Source organism: Micromonospora sp. NPDC048040 (assembly GCF_055587185.1).
Genome location: NZ_JBVJGT010000005.1, coordinates 85,452 through 101,424 on the forward strand (window position 1 = coordinate 85,452; position 15,973 = coordinate 101,424).

At 74.7% G+C, this 15,973-nt stretch carries 13 protein-coding genes; 8 read left to right on the forward strand and 5 right to left on the reverse strand.

All coding sequences use genetic code 11. The features are described from left to right. Positions 1-121: 121 nt before the first annotated feature. From ACZ6O2_RS08405 to paaN, 3 genes are all read left to right on the forward strand, one after another. Positions 122-634 (forward strand): hypothetical protein, encoded by a 513-nt coding sequence (locus ACZ6O2_RS08405; protein WP_350706872.1) that lies wholly within the window; start codon positions 122-124, stop codon positions 632-634. Positions 635-1,079: 445 nt separating this feature from the next. Then, complete coding sequence (locus tag ACZ6O2_RS08410; RefSeq protein WP_466022434.1) at positions 1,080-2,099, forward strand: GNAT family N-acetyltransferase; 1,020 nt, start codon at positions 1,080-1,082, stop codon at positions 2,097-2,099. A 52-nt stretch (positions 2,100-2,151) separates the two neighbouring features. Next, positions 2,152-3,825 carry a phenylacetic acid degradation protein PaaN gene (gene paaN / locus ACZ6O2_RS08415; protein WP_466022435.1) on the forward strand — a complete coding sequence of 558 codons (1,674 nt, stop codon included), beginning with the start codon at positions 2,152-2,154 and terminating at the stop codon, positions 3,823-3,825. 47 nt (positions 3,826-3,872) lie between these two features. Here paaN and ACZ6O2_RS08420 read toward each other — a convergent pair whose 3' ends face one another. Continuing rightward, the gene (locus tag ACZ6O2_RS08420) at positions 3,873-4,418 is read right to left on the reverse strand and encodes a GNAT family N-acetyltransferase (RefSeq protein ID WP_350706878.1); all 546 of its coding nucleotides are present in this window, start codon (positions 4,416-4,418) and stop codon (positions 3,873-3,875) included. Positions 4,419-4,625: 207 nt separating this feature from the next. On the opposite strand from ACZ6O2_RS08420, the gene ACZ6O2_RS08425 reads away from it, so the two are divergent. The 3 genes from ACZ6O2_RS08425 (at position 4,626) to groL (ending at position 8,285) form a co-directional block, all read left to right on the forward strand. Then, positions 4,626-4,829 carry a cold-shock protein gene (locus tag ACZ6O2_RS08425; protein WP_013288855.1) on the forward strand — a complete coding sequence of 68 codons (204 nt, stop codon included), beginning with the start codon at positions 4,626-4,628 and terminating at the stop codon, positions 4,827-4,829. A gap of 493 nt (positions 4,830-5,322) precedes the next feature. Next, positions 5,323-6,387, forward strand: coding sequence for a hypothetical protein (locus tag ACZ6O2_RS08430; protein WP_466022436.1), 1,065 nt, complete (start codon positions 5,323-5,325; stop codon positions 6,385-6,387). 275 nt (positions 6,388-6,662) lie between these two features. Continuing rightward, on the forward strand, positions 6,663-8,285 hold the full coding sequence (gene groL / locus ACZ6O2_RS08435) for a chaperonin GroEL (RefSeq protein ID WP_350706882.1): 1,623 nt from the start codon (positions 6,663-6,665) through the stop codon (positions 8,283-8,285). Between the two features lie 59 nt (positions 8,286-8,344). Here the strand turns inward: groL and ACZ6O2_RS08440 are convergent, their stop codons facing one another. The 3 genes from ACZ6O2_RS08440 to ACZ6O2_RS08450 all read right to left on the reverse strand — a co-directional run bounded on the left by ACZ6O2_RS08440 (position 8,345) and on the right by ACZ6O2_RS08450 (position 12,124). After that, the gene (locus ACZ6O2_RS08440) at positions 8,345-8,542 is read right to left on the reverse strand and encodes a hypothetical protein (RefSeq protein ID WP_350706884.1); all 198 of its coding nucleotides are present in this window, start codon (positions 8,540-8,542) and stop codon (positions 8,345-8,347) included. Positions 8,543-8,634: 92 nt separating this feature from the next. Further along, positions 8,635-9,561, reverse strand: coding sequence for a GNAT family N-acetyltransferase (locus ACZ6O2_RS08445; RefSeq protein ID WP_466022437.1), 927 nt, complete (start codon positions 9,559-9,561; stop codon positions 8,635-8,637). Between the two features lie 46 nt (positions 9,562-9,607). Then, complete coding sequence (locus ACZ6O2_RS08450; RefSeq protein WP_466022438.1) at positions 9,608-12,124, reverse strand: S8 family serine peptidase; 2,517 nt, start codon at positions 12,122-12,124, stop codon at positions 9,608-9,610. An 80-nt stretch (positions 12,125-12,204) separates the two neighbouring features. On the opposite strand from ACZ6O2_RS08450, the gene ACZ6O2_RS08455 reads away from it, so the two are divergent. Further along, positions 12,205-14,022, forward strand: a complete 1,818-nt coding sequence (locus tag ACZ6O2_RS08455) for a glycerol-3-phosphate dehydrogenase/oxidase (protein ID WP_363700919.1) — start codon at positions 12,205-12,207, stop codon at positions 14,020-14,022. A 156-nt stretch (positions 14,023-14,178) separates the two neighbouring features. Here the strand turns inward: ACZ6O2_RS08455 and ACZ6O2_RS08460 are convergent, their stop codons facing one another. After that, complete coding sequence (locus ACZ6O2_RS08460) at positions 14,179-15,579, reverse strand: FAD-binding oxidoreductase (RefSeq protein ID WP_466022439.1); 1,401 nt, start codon at positions 15,577-15,579, stop codon at positions 14,179-14,181. A gap of 67 nt (positions 15,580-15,646) precedes the next feature. Here ACZ6O2_RS08460 and ACZ6O2_RS08465 point away from each other — a divergent pair, with 67 nt between their 5' ends. Beyond that, the gene (locus ACZ6O2_RS08465) at positions 15,647-15,970 is read left to right on the forward strand and encodes a DUF4031 domain-containing protein (RefSeq protein WP_350706894.1); all 324 of its coding nucleotides are present in this window, start codon (positions 15,647-15,649) and stop codon (positions 15,968-15,970) included. Positions 15,971-15,973: the final 3 nt, after the last annotated feature.

Here is a 15,973-nt window from a genome sequence, read left to right on the forward strand (position 1 = left end):
ACCCGGCCGAAGAATCTGCAGGTGGCGGTACCCGGAACCTCCCGGGGTCCACCGCCGCCTGTCACATAGGCGACGAATTGCGATCGGCCGCGACCACCCGGCCGGCACGAGAGGGGTTCCCATGAACGCAGCACCGGCCCGCGTCACCCGGGCGGCCGTGACCGCCTTCACCATGCTGGCCGCTTCCCTCGGTGTGGTGGCCCTCGGCGCCACGCCGGCGGCGGCCGGGACGCTGGACAAGTACACCGTCAGCAAGTCGTCGAGCAGCTTCGACGGCGGCTGCGTGGCGGAGTCGACCGTGAGCTACTGGCCCGGCACCGACACCGCGACGTTCACCACCACGGTCCGCAACCCGTACCTGTTCGCGGCGTGCCGGGTGAACACCCGCCTGTACGTGCAGGGCGCCACCACCCAGTGGACCAGCGCCACGCACTACACGATGGCGTGTGGGATCACCGACACGACGTGCGCGTCCACCCAGACCACGACCGGCACCTACTATGCCGCCACGCCGAGCCTGACGGCGTACGTGGACAGCGTCAACGACGCGCTGGAGGCGATGGGCCTGGAGCGGTCGATGACCCGCAAGAAGGCGGTCGAGTCGATCTCGATCGAGTTCAGCAAGGCGGGCTGACGCGGCGAACGGGGCGGCCGGCAACCCACGGGGCGCCGGCCGCCCCGTTGCCGTCACGGGACGGCCCCCGGTGACGTGTCCGACGGCCACCGTGGGCGCCGCCCGGTCCATCCGGAGTTCCGGGCAGGTCAGGGGTGCGAAGCGCAAGATCGCGTGGGGCGGCCGGGAGGAACGGGGGAGGGGCGACTCACCCGGACGGGGGATCGGGTCGATCCGCCGGGTAACTGGCTTTTCGCTGTGAGTGCGGAAAACGCGCCGACAAGGACTTGACGGCAGGAACCGGGCGGCGCAAGATGCTTCGTGCGGGAGGGCGTCTCGCCGGAGACTTTGAGTTCTTGCGACCCAACGCCGGAGGCGTTGTGCGAGTGTCCCTCCCGACCAACGTCCGATCGGGCCAGCGGTTAAATCGCTGGCCCGATCGTCGTTTCCGGGCCACCCTCGGGGCATGAGCATCACGATCGCGCCGATCGACGCCGCCGATCAGGCCGCGATCGATGCGGCCTACCGGATCGGGGCGGCGGCCAACGACGCCGACCTGCCGGACTTCCCGCCCTTCTGCCGGCGGCGCTTCGAGGCCGCGATCCGGCACCCGATGCCCGGCAACGCCGCGATCTGGGCGCTGGCCCGGCTCGACGGCGTGCCGGCCGGCTACCTCGCGCTGGACCTGCCGCAGCTCGACAACACCGAGAACGCCACCGCCGACCTGATCGTGGACCCGGCCCACCGGCGTCGCGGGGTGGGCCGGGCGCTGCACGAGCACGCCGTACGGCTGCTGCGCGAGCGGGGCCGCAAGCGGGTGCTGGGGATGGCGGTCGCCGCGCTGCCCGGCGGCCCGCCCCGGCCCGAGGCCGGCGCCGCCTTCGCCGCGTCGACCGGCGCGCAGCCGGCGCTGGCCGAGATCCGCAGCCGGCTCGACACCACCCGGCTCGACCACGACGGGCTGGACGCCGCGCTGGCCGACGCCCGCACCCGGGCCGACGGCTACCGCGTCCTCCGCTGGCAGGGGAGCACCCCCGACGAGCACGTCGCCGACATCGCCTACCTCGACGGCCGGCTGATGGCCGACGCGCCCCTCGGCGACGTGGAGTGGGAGCCCGAGCGGATCGACGTCGAACGGGTCCGCGGCATCGAGCGGGCGCTGGAGGCGCGGGGGCGGCGGCGCTACCACACGGCGGTGCGCCACGAGGCGTCCGGCCGGGTGGCCGCCTGGACCCTGCTCGACGTGGGCCCCTCCGCCGACTGGCACGCGTTCCAGCAGATCACCATCGTCGACCCCGCTCACCGGGGGCACCGGCTCGGCCTGCTCGTCAAGATCGAGAACCTGCGGCACCTGCTCGCCCACGAGCCGGCGGTGCGCGCGATCGACACCTTCAACGCGGCCGAGAACAGCTACATGATCACGATCAACGAGCAGCTCGGCTTCCGCCGGGTCGACGGCTGGACCGACTGGCAGCTCACGATCTGAGTTGTGACACGGCCCTACTGATCCTGGGGCTTCCTGTTGCATGATGGCGGGCATGACGGAGACCCCGCACCCCCTGTACGACAGGCACGCCGACACCCTGACCCGTGCGCTGACCGCGATCACGGAGCGCGGGTACTGGTCCGCCTACCCCGAGTCGCCCAGCCCACGGGTCTACGGCGAGACCTCCGCCGCCGACGGCAAGGCCGCCTTCGAGGCGTACCTCGGCGGCGACTTCCCCCTCGACCAGCCGGGCGCCGGCGACCGGGTCGCCACCGAGACCAGCCCGTTCGGCGTCGAGCTGGGCGTCCGCTACCCGCACGCCGGGGCCGACGAGCTGGTCGCCGCCGCCTCCGCCGCCCTGCCGAGCTGGCGTGACGCCGGCCCGCAGACCCGGGTGGGCGTCTGCCTGGAGATCCTCGACCGGCTGCACAAGCACATCTTCGAGCTGGCCAACGCGGTGCAGTTCACCAGCGGCCAGGCGTTCGTGATGGCCTTCCAGGCCGGCGGCGCGCACGCGCTGGACCGCGCGCTGGAGGCGGTCGCCTACGCGTACGCGGAGATGACCCGGCACCCGGGGACGGCGGGCTGGGAGAAGGCCGCCGGCAAGGGCGACCCGCTGCGGATGACCAAGACCTTCCACGTGGTGCCCCGCGGCGTGGCGCTGGTGATCGGCTGCAACACCTTCCCGACCTGGAACTCGTACCCGGGGCTGTTCGCCTCGCTGGTCACCGGCAACCCGGTGGTCGTCAAGCCGCACCCGCGCGCGGTGCTGCCGCTGGCCATCACCGTCCGGTACGCCCGGGAGGTGCTCGCCGAGGCCGGCTTCGACCCGAACCTGGTGCTGCTCGCCCCCGAGGCCCCCGGCGAGAAGCTCGCCTCCACGCTGGCCCTGCACCCGGCTGTGAAGATCGTCGACTTCACGGGTTCCACCGAGTACGGCGACTGGCTGGAGGCCAACGCCCGGCAGGCGGCGGTCTACACCGAGAAGGCCGGCCTGAACACGGTGGTGGTCGACTCCACCGACGACTTCGCCGGGATGTGCCGCAACCTCGGCTTCACGCTGACCCTCTACAGCGGCCAGATGTGCACCACCTCGCAGAACGTCCTCATCCCCGCCGGGGGGATCGCCACCGACCAGGGGCACAAGAGCTTCGACGAGGTGGCCGGCGGGATCGCCGCCGCGATCGGCAAGCTCACCGCCGACCCGGCGCGCGGGGTGGAGCTCACCGGCGCGATCGTCAACGACGGGGTGCTGGAGCGCCTCGACGAGGTCACCAAGGTCGGCGAGACGGTGCTGGAGTCGCGTACGGTCGAGCACCCGGCCTTCCCCGGCGCGGTGGTCCGCACCCCGACGCTGGTCAAGCTGGCGGCCGACGACACGGCGACCTACTCGAAGGAGTGGTTCGGGCCGATCTCGTTCGCCATCGCGACCGACTCGACGGCGCACAGCCTGGAGATCCTGCGGTCGACGGTCGGCGAGAAGGGCGCGCTCACCGCGGCGGTCTACTCCACCGACGAGGCGGTCCTCGACGCGGCCGAGGCGGCGGCGATCGAGGTCGGGGTGCACCTGTCCTGCAACCTGACCGGCGGGGTCTTCGTGAACCAGTCGGCGGCCTTCTCCGACTTCCACGGCAGCGGCGCGAACGCGGCGGCCAACTCCGCGCTCACCGACGGCGCCTACGTGGCCAACCGGTTCCGCATCGTGCAGTCCCGCCGGCACGCCTGAGTCGCGGTTGGGTTTCCGGGGCGGCCCGCCCCGGAAACCCAGCCGTGTCAGGCGGCGCGGCGCATCTGGAGTTCGGTGAGCGCCGGCACGGTGGGGTGCGGCACGCGCACGCCGGTGTCGACGAAGCCCAGCCGCCGGTAGGCGCGGTAGGCCCGGTCGTTGCCGACCACCACCTCCAGCATCAGCTCGGGCCGGCCGCACTTCCGGGACCAGGCGGCCACCGCCTCGACCAGCTCGCCGAGCAGGCCGGTGCCGCGCCAGGACGGGGTGACGTAGACGGCGTAGACGACGGTCAGCCCGGGCTCCTCCGGGGTCACCGTGCCCCCGGCGTGCCCGACCAGCCGGCCGCCCGGGTCCGCGACGAACTGCGCGGTGTCCGCGCCGGCCGACACGTACGCGATCCGGGCCGCGTAGTCGGCGTGCGGCCGGGCCGCCGCGTTGGCGAGGGTCTCCAGGAAGGCCAGCGGCGCGTCGGCGAGCATCTCCAGCCGCAGCGCCCGCATCCGGGCGGCGTCCTCGGGCCGGACCCGCCGGATCTCCGCGCGCCGGGTGCCCGCCGACCCCCGCCCCGGCCCGTCCGGCGTCCTCGTCATGCCGAATGCCTACCACAGCGACGGATGACGATGCCCCTCGATCGGAATATGCCCGATTTGGGGTCGTGCGCCGTCGTCACGCCTCGTGTAGCGTGCGATTTCGGTCACCGATTTCAGCGGCCTCCCCGACCGCGGTTCGGTGGTCCTCCGGTGCCGGTCCGCCGGTCTCCGGGTTGTGGAACGCCGTGCAGAGTGAGGAAGTGGACCGTGGCACAGGGCACCGTTAAGTGGTTCAACGCCGAAAAGGGCTACGGCTTCATCGCCGTCGACGGCGGGCAGGACGTCTTCGTCCACTTCTCCGCGATCGAGATGGACGGCTACAAGGCGCTGGACGACGGCCAGCGGGTGGAGTTCGAGATCGCCCAGGGCCAGAAGGGGCCCCAGGCCGAGCGCGTACGCGTCATCGCCTGACCCCGTCCGCCACGGACCGGGCCCTTCCGCCGCCGACCGCCCCGCGCGGCGGCTCCAACGACATACGTCGATCTGCGTGGGTCGCCTCGGTGCGCCTGCGGGCCGCTCCGGCGGGTGAGCCGGTCGGGTGACCCGCTTCGACACCTGGGTTCGGCGGGCGGGATGGTGGCGTGTGGTGGGCGCTGTCGAGCTGCCCCGCTTGTAGGACCACCCCGTCTCTGTAGGAGCATGCCTCGCATCCGGCTCGGCCGCCTGCGAGGCATGGCGTGCCCCATCTGTGAGGGCAGCTCGACAGGGGCCGGGCAGCGGCACCGGTGGGGCCGGGTTCCGGGGTGTGACCCGCGGCATCGTTGGGCGGAACCCTGGCCGGGGCGGGCCGTGGTCGTGGTTCGTGGTCGTGGTTCGTGGTTCGTGGCGTGGCACCCCGGACTGCGGTTACGGGCGCCAGGCAGGGAGGATCGTGAGCCGGTTCAGCCGTCGCTGAGGAGGGTTCATGTCCGACCAGCCACCCCAGGCCACGCCACCGTCGGGGGATCCGGACCCCGCCACGGCCGGCGATGCGAGCGCGCCGCAGCCGCAGGGGTGGGTCTTCCCGCCCACCGGCGGGTTCCCGGCCGGCTCCGGCCCGTACGGCGGGCAGCCGTGGTATCCGGGCGCGCCGGTCGTGTACCCGGGGCAGCCGGTCCACGGGTGGTACCCGCCCGGCCACGGCCTCGACCCGGCCGACCCGCTGGTCACCCCGCCGGGCGGAGGCGTGAGCGGCTGGTTCGACCGGTGCGTCGGCGCGGTGCGCCGGGGCTGGAAGCCGCTGCTGCCGATCCTGCTGCTCACCCAGGTGCTGCCGGCCGTGGTGCTGTCGGTGCTCGCGCTGCTGGTCGACCCGTCGGCCCGGTGGAACGAGTCGATGGCCGACGACCCGGCCGCGCTGCCCGACACCTTCCTGGCCGACCTGGGCACCATGATGGCCGTGCTGATCGGCGGCGCCCTGGTCTTCGGCCTGGTGCAGAGCCTCGGCTGGGCCGCCGGCACCTGGGTGGTCGCCCGGCAGGCGGCCGGCCAGCCGGTGACCGTCGGCGCCGCGCTGGGCTACGGCCTGCGCCGGGCGCCGGGCCTCTGGGGTTGGACCCTGCTGATGAGCGTGATCATTGGGCTCGGGGTGTGCTTCTGCGTCATCCCCGGCATCTACTTCGCCTTCGCGCTGAGCATGGCCGGCCCGGTCTACCTCTTCGAGCGGCAGCACCCGATCGGCCGCTCGTACCGGATGTTCCACGACCGGCTGGGCCTGCTGCTCGGCCGGGTGGCGCTCGTCGCGGCGGCGGTGATCGTCGGGGGCGGGGCGGCCGGCCTGGTGGAGGGCATCGGCTCGCTGCCGTTCGGCGTCACCCCGCTGGAGTCGCCGGGCACGGCGGTGGGCGCGATCGCGGTGGCGGTGCTCGGCGGCGTGCTGGGCCTGCCCGCCCACCTCGCCCAGCTGGTCGGCCTGGTCGCCACGTACGCCGAGCAGCGCGCCCACGAGGGGCCGGTGGACAGCGCGCGGCTGGCCGGTGAACTCGGCTGAGCGGGGCGGGTGTGCTTGCACTCGGCAGGGGAGAGTGCTAAACAAGTCATTGGCACTCGCATACCGTGAGTGCCAATGGTCGGGGCGGTAGGGCCACGGCCGCACGGGCGTCCACACGCCGGTGCGGCACATGGCCGGTCGTCGCGGGCTATCCGGCCCGGCCGAGGAGACGTCGTCGTCGCCAGGTGGCGACGTCCCCAAGGTGCGTACACCAGGCGGCCCATCCGGGACACAACCTCCGGGTGGCCCGTGAGTGTCCAGGAGGACAACGCCGTATGGCCAAGATGATCGCGTTCGACGAAGAGGCGCGCCGGGGCCTCGAGCGGGGCATGAACCAGCTCGCCGACGCCGTGAAGGTGACCCTCGGCCCCAAGGGCCGCAACGTCGTGCTCGAGAAGAAGTGGGGTGCCCCCACCATCACCAACGATGGTGTGAGCATCGCCAAGGAGATCGAGCTCGAGGACCCCTACGAGAAGATCGGCGCCGAGCTGGTCAAGGAGGTCGCCAAGAAGACCGACGACGTGGCCGGTGACGGCACGACGACGGCGACCGTCCTGGCCCAGGCCCTCGTCCGCGAGGGTCTGCGCAACGTGGCCGCCGGTGCCAACCCGATGGCCCTGAAGCGGGGCATCGAGGCTGCCGTGGCCAGCGTCTCGGAGGAGCTGTCCAAGCTCGCCAAGGACGTCGAGACCAAGGAGCAGATCGCCTCCACCGCCTCCATCTCCGCCGGTGACAGCACCGTCGGCGAGATCATCGCCGAGGCGATGGACAAGGTCGGCAAGGAAGGCGTCATCACCGTCGAGGAGAGCAACACCTTCGGCCTGGAGCTGGAGCTCACCGAGGGTATGCGCTTCGACAAGGGCTACATCTCGGCCTACTTCATGACCGACCCGGAGCGCATGGAGGCCGTCTTCGACGACCCCTACCTCCTGATCGTCAACAGCAAGATCTCGTCGGTCAAGGACCTGCTCCCGATCCTCGAGAAGGTCATGCAGTCGGGCAAGCCGCTGCTGATCATCGCCGAGGACATCGAGGGCGAGGCCCTGGCCACCCTGGTCGTCAACAAGGTCCGGGGCACCTTCAAGTCGGTCGCCGTCAAGGCGCCGGGCTTCGGTGACCGCCGCAAGGCCATGCTGGCCGACATCGCCATCCTCACCGGTGGCCAGGTCATCAGCGAGGAGGTCGGCCTCAAGCTGGACGCCGTCGGCCTCGACATGCTGGGCCGCGCCCGCAAGGTCGTGGTGACCAAGGACGAGACCACCATCGTCGACGGTGCCGGCGACGCCGAGCAGATCCAGGGCCGGGTCAACCAGATCCGGGCCGAGATCGACAAGAGCGACTCCGACTACGACCGCGAGAAGCTGCAGGAGCGGCTGGCCAAGCTGGCCGGCGGCGTCGCGGTGATCAAGGTCGGCGCGGCCACCGAGGTCGAGCTGAAGGAGCGCAAGCACCGCATCGAGGACGCCGTCCGCAACGCGAAGGCCGCCGTCGAGGAGGGCATCGTCCCGGGTGGTGGCGTCGCGCTGGTGCAGGCCGGCAAGACCGCCTTCGACAAGCTGGACCTGACCGGCGACGAGGCGACCGGCGCGCAGATCGTCAAGATCGCGCTGGACGCCCCGCTGCGGCAGATCGCCGTCAACGCCGGCCTCGAGGGCGGCGTGGTCGTCGAGCACGTCCGCAACATCGAGCCGGGTCACGGCCTCAACGCCGCCAACGGCGAGTACGTCGACCTGCTGGCCGCGGGCATCATCGACCCGGCCAAGGTGACCCGTTCGGCGCTGCAGAACGCCTCGTCGATCGCGGCGCTCTTCCTCACCACCGAGGCCGTCGTGGCGGACAAGCCGGAGAAGGCCCCGGCCGCCCCGGCTGGTCCGGGTGGCGGGGACATGGACTTCTGAGTCCAGTTCCACGTACGCCGGAAGGGGCGGGCCGCGTCAGCGGTCCGCCCCTTCCGCCGTCAGGTCGGCAGTGGCCGTTGGTTGCGTCTCTTCTGCGCCCGGCCGTACGGCTGCGGGATCTGGACCGGCTCGTCGACCAGCGTCACCGGCTCGTCGGTCGGCTCGTCGGCGCCGCTCATCTCCGCCTGCTGCTCGGCGTCGCCGTAGTCGAGCCGGTCGAACGGCAACGGGCCGGGGCGTTCGTCGTCCGTGGTCATGGCTGCCTCCTCTACCGAAACGGTAGGGGGCGTCGATCAAAGATGGGGGCGAATGGGGTTATCGATGTCTATATCCCCTTCGCCCCCTTCTGTCACTCCCCGAGCGTCCTGCGGTACAGGAAGAAGACCCGCTCGATCCGGGCGCCCGCGCTGCCCGAGTAGAACGGCACCGGCCCCACCCAGCCGATCTGCGCCGCCGTCACGCCCGCCGCCCGCTGGTCGCGCAGGCAGCGGCGCAGCAGCACCCCGCCGATCCCCGAGCCCTCCGCCGCCGGGGCGGTGCCCATCGGCCCGAACCAGCTCGGCCGGGACGACCCGTACGCGGCGAAGCCGAGCACCTCGCCGTCGCGCTCGGCCAGGTGGCAGCCCGCCCCCTCCCGGCCCACCGAGCCGGCCAGCTCCGCGTCCCAGGCGCCGCCGAACGTGGCGCGGGCGAACTCCGCCAGCGCCGGCAGGTCGGCCGGCTCGGCGCGGCGGACCGAGACGCCCCGGCCGGCCAGCCGTGCCTCCGCCGCCTCCGTGGAGCGCAACGCGGGGGAGTCGTCGTACGACAGGTCGGCGGTCATGTTCCACGCCGTCCGGTCCTGCCGGTAGCCGAGCGCCAGCGCGGCGCAGACCGCCGGGGTGTAGCGCACGTCGATCCCGGGCCAGGCGTAGTACGGCGGGTTGCCCGCCAGCAGCACCTCGGCCGCGCCGAGACCGGCCAGGGTCCGCTCGGCGGACGACAGCAGCGCCCGCCCGACGCCACGGCGCCGGTGGTCGGGGTGCACCGCCACGAGGTCCACGTGCCCGAGCCCGGCGTCCCGCCCCGACAGGGAGCAGACCAGCGCCCCGACCAGCTCCGCCCCCCGGTACGCGCCCAGCGCGACGACCGGCCGGTCGGTGGCCGCTCGGGCCCAGAGCGCGGCCACGAGGGCCGGCGCCTCGGCGGCGTCCTCGGGCAGGTCCAGCGCCCGGCGGCACAGCTCCACCACGGCGGGCGCCCGCTCGGCGGTCAGCTCGACGATCTCCGCATCCATGGTCGCCGACCCTAGAGCACGGGGTGCGGGGGAGGGCAAGGGCCGCTCACCCGCGGGCCGCCCGCACCGCCGCGTACGCGTCGACCAGGCCGGCGCCGGTGATGTTCGCGTCGCCGCCGCAGGTCTCCGTCCGGGAGGCGTACGTCGCCGGGGTCGCCGTGTCCCGCAGGATCTGCCGGGTGCGGGGAAGGTCGCCCACCAGCGCCGGGTTGGCCGACCACATCAGCGCGACGACGCCGGCCACCTGCGGGGTCGCCATCGAGGTGCCGCTCATGGGGGCGTACCCGCCGCCGGGCATCGCCGACAGCACCTCGTCGCCGGGGGCGACCAGGTCCGGCTTCGCCGCCCCCGGCACCGGCCCGCGGGACGAGAAGCTGGTGACCCGGCGCCGCTGGTCCACCGCGCCGACGGTCAGCACGTCCGCGTACGGCGCGGGCGGGTCGTCGATCGAGCCGCAGTACGGGCCGGTGTTGCCGGCGGCGGCGACGACCAGGATGCCGGCGGCCTCCAGGGCGGCGGTGGCCGGCCGGAGTGCGCGCGGGTCGCAGCCCTCGATCGGCGGGCAGCCCCACGAGTTGGTGAGGATCTCCGGGGCGCGCGCCGGGCGCCCGTCCGTGAACGGGTTCCCGCCGGGCGGGAAGGGCGCCAGCATGAACTGGAGGCAGTCCAGGTAGTACCCGGGGCTGCCCAGGTTGCGGTCCAGGTTGACGCAGCCCACCCACTGCGCGCCCGGGGCCACCCCGATCCCCCCTCGGCCCACCGCGCTGCCCACGGTGTGCGTGCCGTGCCCGCCCTGGTCGGTCGGGGAGCGGGTGCCGTCCCACGGGTCGTACCAGGAGTCGTCGCCGCCCCGGAAGCCGGCGGCCAGCGCCGGGTGCCCGCCGTCCACCCCGGAGTCGGAGCTGCCCACCACGATCCCGGAGCCGTCCACCCCGAGCTGCGACCAGACGCGGTCCGCGCCGAGCATCCGGACGTTCCACTCCGGGCCGGCCGGCGCGGGCGCGGTGCCCCGACTGCGGCCGGCCGGCGCGGGCAGCGGCCGCACCCGCTGGCTGACCAGCACCCGGGCCACCTCCGGCCGGCGGGACAGCCAGGCCCGCACCGCCGGCCCGCCGTCCACCTCTACCGCGTTGACCAGGTAGTAGGGGGTGTGGTCCAGCCGCAGCCGGCGCAGGTCCCGGCGCAGGTCGGCCTGGGTCCGCTCGGCGGTGTCGACCAGCCGCCGGTAGACCTCGCCGGCCCGCGCGTCCCGGCCGGCCCGCCCGGCTGTCGCCGGCACCCCGTCCAGGTCGGCCTGTTCGCGCAGCACCACGAACAGCCGCTCGCCGTGCAGGCCGGGCTGGCCCGCGCCGACGGCCACCGCGCCGACCGCGACCAGCAGGGCCGCGGCGGTCACCCCGGCCACCCGCCGGCTCGGCCGCCGGCTGCGGGGCCGGGCCAGCAGCACGCCGTACGCCACGGCGAGCACGGCCGCGACGGCGAGCCCGGCGCCGGCGGCGGCCGCCACCCAGAACGGCACGTCGCGGGTGTTGGCCAGGACGAGGGTGATCTCCTCGGGATCGGTGAAGGCCAGCGGGCCGAGAACGGCGAGCCCGACCAGCCAGCGGGTGGCGGCGCGGACCCCGGCCCGCCCGCCCGGCGCACTTCCGCCCGGCTCACCTCCGGCGGTGTCCGACGGGCCGGCCGGGGCGGTGCCCGGCGGGCCGGCCGGCACCGTGCCCGGCGGCACGGCCGGGGTGGCGGCGGCCGGGCGGCGGGCCGCCGCGTGCAGGGCGGCCAGCGCGAAGCCGGCCGGCGGCAGGGTCAGCAGCAGGGGCAGTTGGGCCCCGGACTGCCCGACCCCGGCGGCGAGGACGAGCAGCGCGACCCCGGCGACCAGCCCGCCGACCAGCACCAGCCGGGCCGGCCGGGGCGGCTCGCCGACGGCGAAGCGGGACCAGAAGGCGTCGCCCAGCAGCGCCCCGGCCAGCGCGCCCAGGGCGGCGGCGGCGAGCCCGGCGAGCACCGTCTCCAGCAGCCCGCCGAGCGCCCCCAGCCAGACCCACGGCAACAGCAGCGCCAGTCCGCCGGCCACCCCGAGCAGGGTGGCGGTCGGGGCGGAGGGCCGGTGCGGGGCGGCGGCGCGCCGGGCGAGCGCCCGCAGGACGAGGGCGGCCGGGGCGGCCGTGGCGGCGAGCGCCGCGAGGTACGCCTCGTGGTGCACCGGCGGGAGCGCCCGGAGCAGCCCCAGCGCGCCGAGCACGAGTGCCGCGGCCAGCCAGGCCCGGCCGGTGGCGCGGACCGCCGCCGAGCGGGGCAGCAGGGCGAGCGGAAGCGCGGGCGCGCCGACCAGCAGCACGGTCAACAGCACCGTCGCCGGCCAGAGCCACACCACGCGGTGCAGCCCGGAGGCCAGCACGATCTGGTCGGCCAGCCACCCGCCGAACTGGCTGACCACCACGAACCCGACCGTCCAGCAACCGGCGACCACCGCCGCCACCACGGGCCACGGACTCGACCGGGCGGGCGCGGCCGGCGGGAGCGGGGCGGGCTGACCAGCGGGGAACGGGGGGCCGATCTCCATTCCTCAGACAGTACGGCGCGGACGGTGTGTGCCGCCGGTGTGGCCGTGACGGTTACCGTGGACGGGTGCGCGACCCCAACGTGTCCCGAACCGAGGCCAGCCAGCTCTCCCCGGAGCGCCGGGCCACCGACCTGCGCCGCCTGCGGGCCGAACGCTTCGACGTGCTGGTCATCGGCGGTGGGGTGACCGGGGCGGGCGCCGCCCTCGACGCGGCCTCGCGCGGGCTGAAGGTGGCCCTGGTGGAGGCGCGCGACTACGCCGCCGGCACCTCCAGCCGTTCCAGCAAGCTGATCCACGGCGGCCTGCGCTACCTGGAGCAGTTGGAGTTCCACCTGGTGCACGAGGCGCTCACCGAGCGCGGCCTGCTCGCCACCCGGCTCGCCCCGCACCTGGTGCGGCCGGTGCCCATCCTGGTCCCGCTGCCCGGCGGGCGCGGCGCGCGCGACCTGCCCGGCCGGCTGTTCCGCCGCTCCTACTACGGCGCCGGAGTGGCGGCGTACGACGCCTTCGCCGGGATCTTCGGCGGCGGCCGGGGCATGCCGCTGCACCGCCACCTGACCCGCGAGGGTGCCCGCCGGGTCTTCCCCAGCCTGCGGCCCGACGCGCTGGCCGGCGCGATCCGCTACTACGACGGGCAGGTCGACGACGCCCGGCTGGTGGTGACCCTGGCCCGCACCGCGGCCAGCCTCGGCGCGACCGTGGTGCCCAGCGCCCGGGCGGTCGGGCTGATCCGGCAGGCCCGCGAGGTCACCGGCGTCCGGGTCCGCGACCTGGAGGCGCCGGCCGGCTCCCCGGACGCCGAGTTCGAGGTGCGCGCCCGCACCGTCATCGCCGCCACCGGCGTGTGGAGCGACGACATGTCCCGGATGCTGAACGACGTCGGGCTGCGCCCCGGCATCCGCGTCCGGGCCTCCAAGGGCGTGCACCTGGTGGTGCCCCGCTCGGCGATCACCGGCGAGGCGGGGCTGATCCTGCGTACGGCGACCAGCGTGCTCTTCGTCATCCCGTGGGGCGGGCACTGGATCATCGGCACCACCGACACCGACTGGCGGCTCGACCGGTCCCACCCGGCCGCCTCCGCCCGGGACATCGAATACCTGCTGGAGCAGGTCAACACCGTGCTGGACCGGCCGCTCACCACGGCCGACATCGAGGGCGTCTACGCCGGGCTGCGGCCGCTGCTGGCCGGCGAGGCCGACTCCACCTCGAAACTGTCCCGCGAGCACGCCGTCTTCGAGCCGATGCTCGGGCTGCTGCTGGTCGCCGGCGGCAAGTACACGACGTACCGGGTGATGGCCTCGGACGTGGTCGACCGGGCCGCCCACCGGCTCGGCGCCGTACGCCCCTCGCGTACCGCCGACCTGCCGCTGCTGGGCGCGGACGGCTACCCGGCGATGTGGCGGGGCCGGGCGGACCTGGCCCGCCGGCACGGGATGCCGGTCGGGGTGGTCGAGCACCTGCTGGAGCGCTACGGCACCCTCACCCTGGACCTGCTCGCGCTGGTCGACGCCGACCCGCTGCTCGCCTCCCCGCTGGCCGGTGCCCCGGAATACCTCGCGGCCGAGGTGACGTACGCGGCCCGGGCGGAGGGGGCGCTGCACCTGGAGGACGTGCTCACCCGGCGGACCCGGATCTCCTTCGAGACCGCGCACCGCGGCCTGGAGTCGGCCGGGCACGCCGCCGAACTGATGGGCGCGGTGCTCGGTTGGGACGAGGCCACCCGGGCCCGCGAGGTGGAGCACTACCGGGCCAGGGTGGAGGCGGAACGCCAGTCCCAGCTGATGCCCGACGACGCCACGGCGGACGCCGCCCGGCTCGGCGCGCCCGACGTCCGGGGCTTCGCGGCCGACCGTGGCTCGGACGACGATCCCGTCGAACTACCGTCGTCGTCCCGCTGACCGATCCCCCACCCCTACCGTCGACGGCCGACCGCCGACTGACCCCGCGCCGCCCCGCTCCGCCGCGCCTGCGGTGTCCCGCCGCCCCGCGCGGCGCCCGCCACCCCTGCGGCTTTCGCCGCGCGTCGCCCCGTCGGCGCCCCCGGCCGGGGCCGGTCAGAGGACCTTGCCGGGGTTGAGCAGGCCGGTCGGGTCGAGCGCGGCCTTGATCGCCTGATGCACGGCGACGCCCACCGGGCCGATCTCGCGGGCCAGCCAGTCCCGCTTGAGCAGGCCCACGCCGTGCTCGCCGGTGCAGGTGCCGCCCAGCTCCAGGCCGAGTCGCATGATCTCGTCGAAGGCGCGCCGGCCGCGTTCCAGGCTCGCCGGGTCGGCCCGGTCCACCACGATGTTCGGGTGCATGTTGCCGTCGCCGGCATGACCGACGACGCCGATCGGCACGTCGCACTCCGCCGCGATCCGGGCCACCCCGTCCAGCAGCGCCGCCAGCGCGCCCCGGGGCACCGCCACGTCGTCGATGACCAGGCCGCCGTTGCCGCCCGGGTAGGCGTCCGCGGCGAACTTCTCCATGGCCGGGTGCGCGAGCCGGCGGGCCTGCAACAGGGCGGCCGCCTCCACGGCGTCGGTGGCCGCGTAGACCTCGTCGGCGCCGGCCGCCTCGCAGACCGCGGCCAGCCCGGCCAGGTCGTCGGCCGCCCGGGAGCCGGTGTCGGCGGCGGCCAGCAGCAGCGCCTGCGCGTCCGTCCGCAGACCCATCGGCCGGTACGCCTCGATCGCCCGCAGGTGGGTCTGGTCCAGCAGCTCCAGCAGGCTGGGGGAGAGGCCCCGGGCGGCGATCTCGGCGACGGCCGCGCCGGCCGCGGCGGTGGACGGGAAGACCGCCACCATGGTCAACGACTCCGCCGGGGCGGGACGCAGCGCGACGGTCACCTCGGTGATCACGCCCAGGGTGCCCTCGGAGCCGACGAAGAGCCGGGTGAGGTCGTACCCGGCGACGCCCTTGGCCGTGCGCCGGCCGGTGCGCAGCACCTCGCCGGAGGCGAGCACCACCTCCAGGCCGAGGACGTACTCGGTGGTGACGCCGTACTTGACGCAGCACATGCCGCCCGCGTTGGTGGCGACGTTGCCGCCGATGGTGGAGGACTCCCACGAGCCGGGGTCGGGCGGGTACCACAGCCCCTGCTTCGCCACCGCGGCGGCGAGCGTCGCGTTGACCACGCCGGGCTGCACCACGGCGATCCGGCTCACCGGGTCGATCTCCAGGATGGCGTCCATCGCGACCGTGCTGAGCACCACCGCGCCGTCGACCGCGTTGGCCGCGCCGGCCAGCCCGGTCCGCGCCCCCTGCGGCACCACCGGCACGCCGTGCCGGGCGGCCTCCCGCAGCACGGCGGAGACCTGGGCGGTGTCGCGGGGACGGACGACCACCAGGGGCGTGCCGGCGGCGCAGAGGTCCGCCTCGTCCCGTTCGTGCATCCGGAGCAGGTCCGGGTCGGTCAGCACGGCGTCGTCGTCGAGCGCCGCCCGCAGGTCGTCGAGGAGAGGGGGTCCGGCCATGCCGCCGAGGCTACGGTCGGCCGCGCGCGACCGACAACCGGCCCTCGCACCGGGTACCTTGGCCGGCATGCTCTACCTGGACCGGCCCGCCTGGCCGTCGCGGGGGCGGCTCTGGTCCCACCTGATCAGCGACGTCTCCCATGCCGAGGTGCACGCCTTCGCCGAGGCGCTGGGGGTGCCCCGCCGGGGTTTCGACCGGGACCACTACGACATTCCCGCCGAGCGGTTCGCCGCAGCGGTCTGGCTGGGCGCCCGGGTGGTGCCGAGCCGGGAACTCGTGCGCCTGCTCCGGCAGGCCGGCCTGCGCCGACCGAAGCACCTGGCCCGCCCCCGCACCCCCGCCGCCCGCCCCTCCGGCGATCTTGCCGTTCCGGCCCTCCCCACGCGGTGACTC

Excerpts from the sequence above, each read along its gene's own strand:
- ACZ6O2_RS08405 (WP_350706872.1), top strand. The coding sequence starts at position 122 with ATGAACGCAGCACCGGCCCGCGTCACCCGGGCGGCCGTGACCGCCTTC.
- ACZ6O2_RS08410 (WP_466022434.1), top strand. The coding sequence starts at position 1,080 with ATGAGCATCACGATCGCGCCGATCGACGCCGCCGATCAGGCCGCGATC.
- paaN (WP_466022435.1), top strand. The coding sequence starts at position 2,152 with ATGACGGAGACCCCGCACCCCCTGTACGACAGGCACGCCGACACCCTG.
- ACZ6O2_RS08420 (WP_350706878.1), bottom strand. The coding sequence starts at position 4,418 with ATGACGAGGACGCCGGACGGGCCGGGGCGGGGGTCGGCGGGCACCCGG.
- ACZ6O2_RS08430 (WP_466022436.1), top strand. The coding sequence starts at position 5,323 with ATGTCCGACCAGCCACCCCAGGCCACGCCACCGTCGGGGGATCCGGAC.
- groL (WP_350706882.1), top strand. The coding sequence starts at position 6,663 with ATGGCCAAGATGATCGCGTTCGACGAAGAGGCGCGCCGGGGCCTCGAG.
- ACZ6O2_RS08440 (WP_350706884.1), bottom strand. The coding sequence starts at position 8,542 with ATGACCACGGACGACGAACGCCCCGGCCCGTTGCCGTTCGACCGGCTC.
- ACZ6O2_RS08445 (WP_466022437.1), bottom strand. The coding sequence starts at position 9,561 with ATGGATGCGGAGATCGTCGAGCTGACCGCCGAGCGGGCGCCCGCCGTG.
- ACZ6O2_RS08450 (WP_466022438.1), bottom strand. The coding sequence starts at position 12,124 with ATGGAGATCGGCCCCCCGTTCCCCGCTGGTCAGCCCGCCCCGCTCCCG.
- ACZ6O2_RS08460 (WP_466022439.1), bottom strand. The coding sequence starts at position 15,579 with ATGGCCGGACCCCCTCTCCTCGACGACCTGCGGGCGGCGCTCGACGAC.
- ACZ6O2_RS08465 (WP_350706894.1), top strand. The coding sequence starts at position 15,647 with ATGCTCTACCTGGACCGGCCCGCCTGGCCGTCGCGGGGGCGGCTCTGG.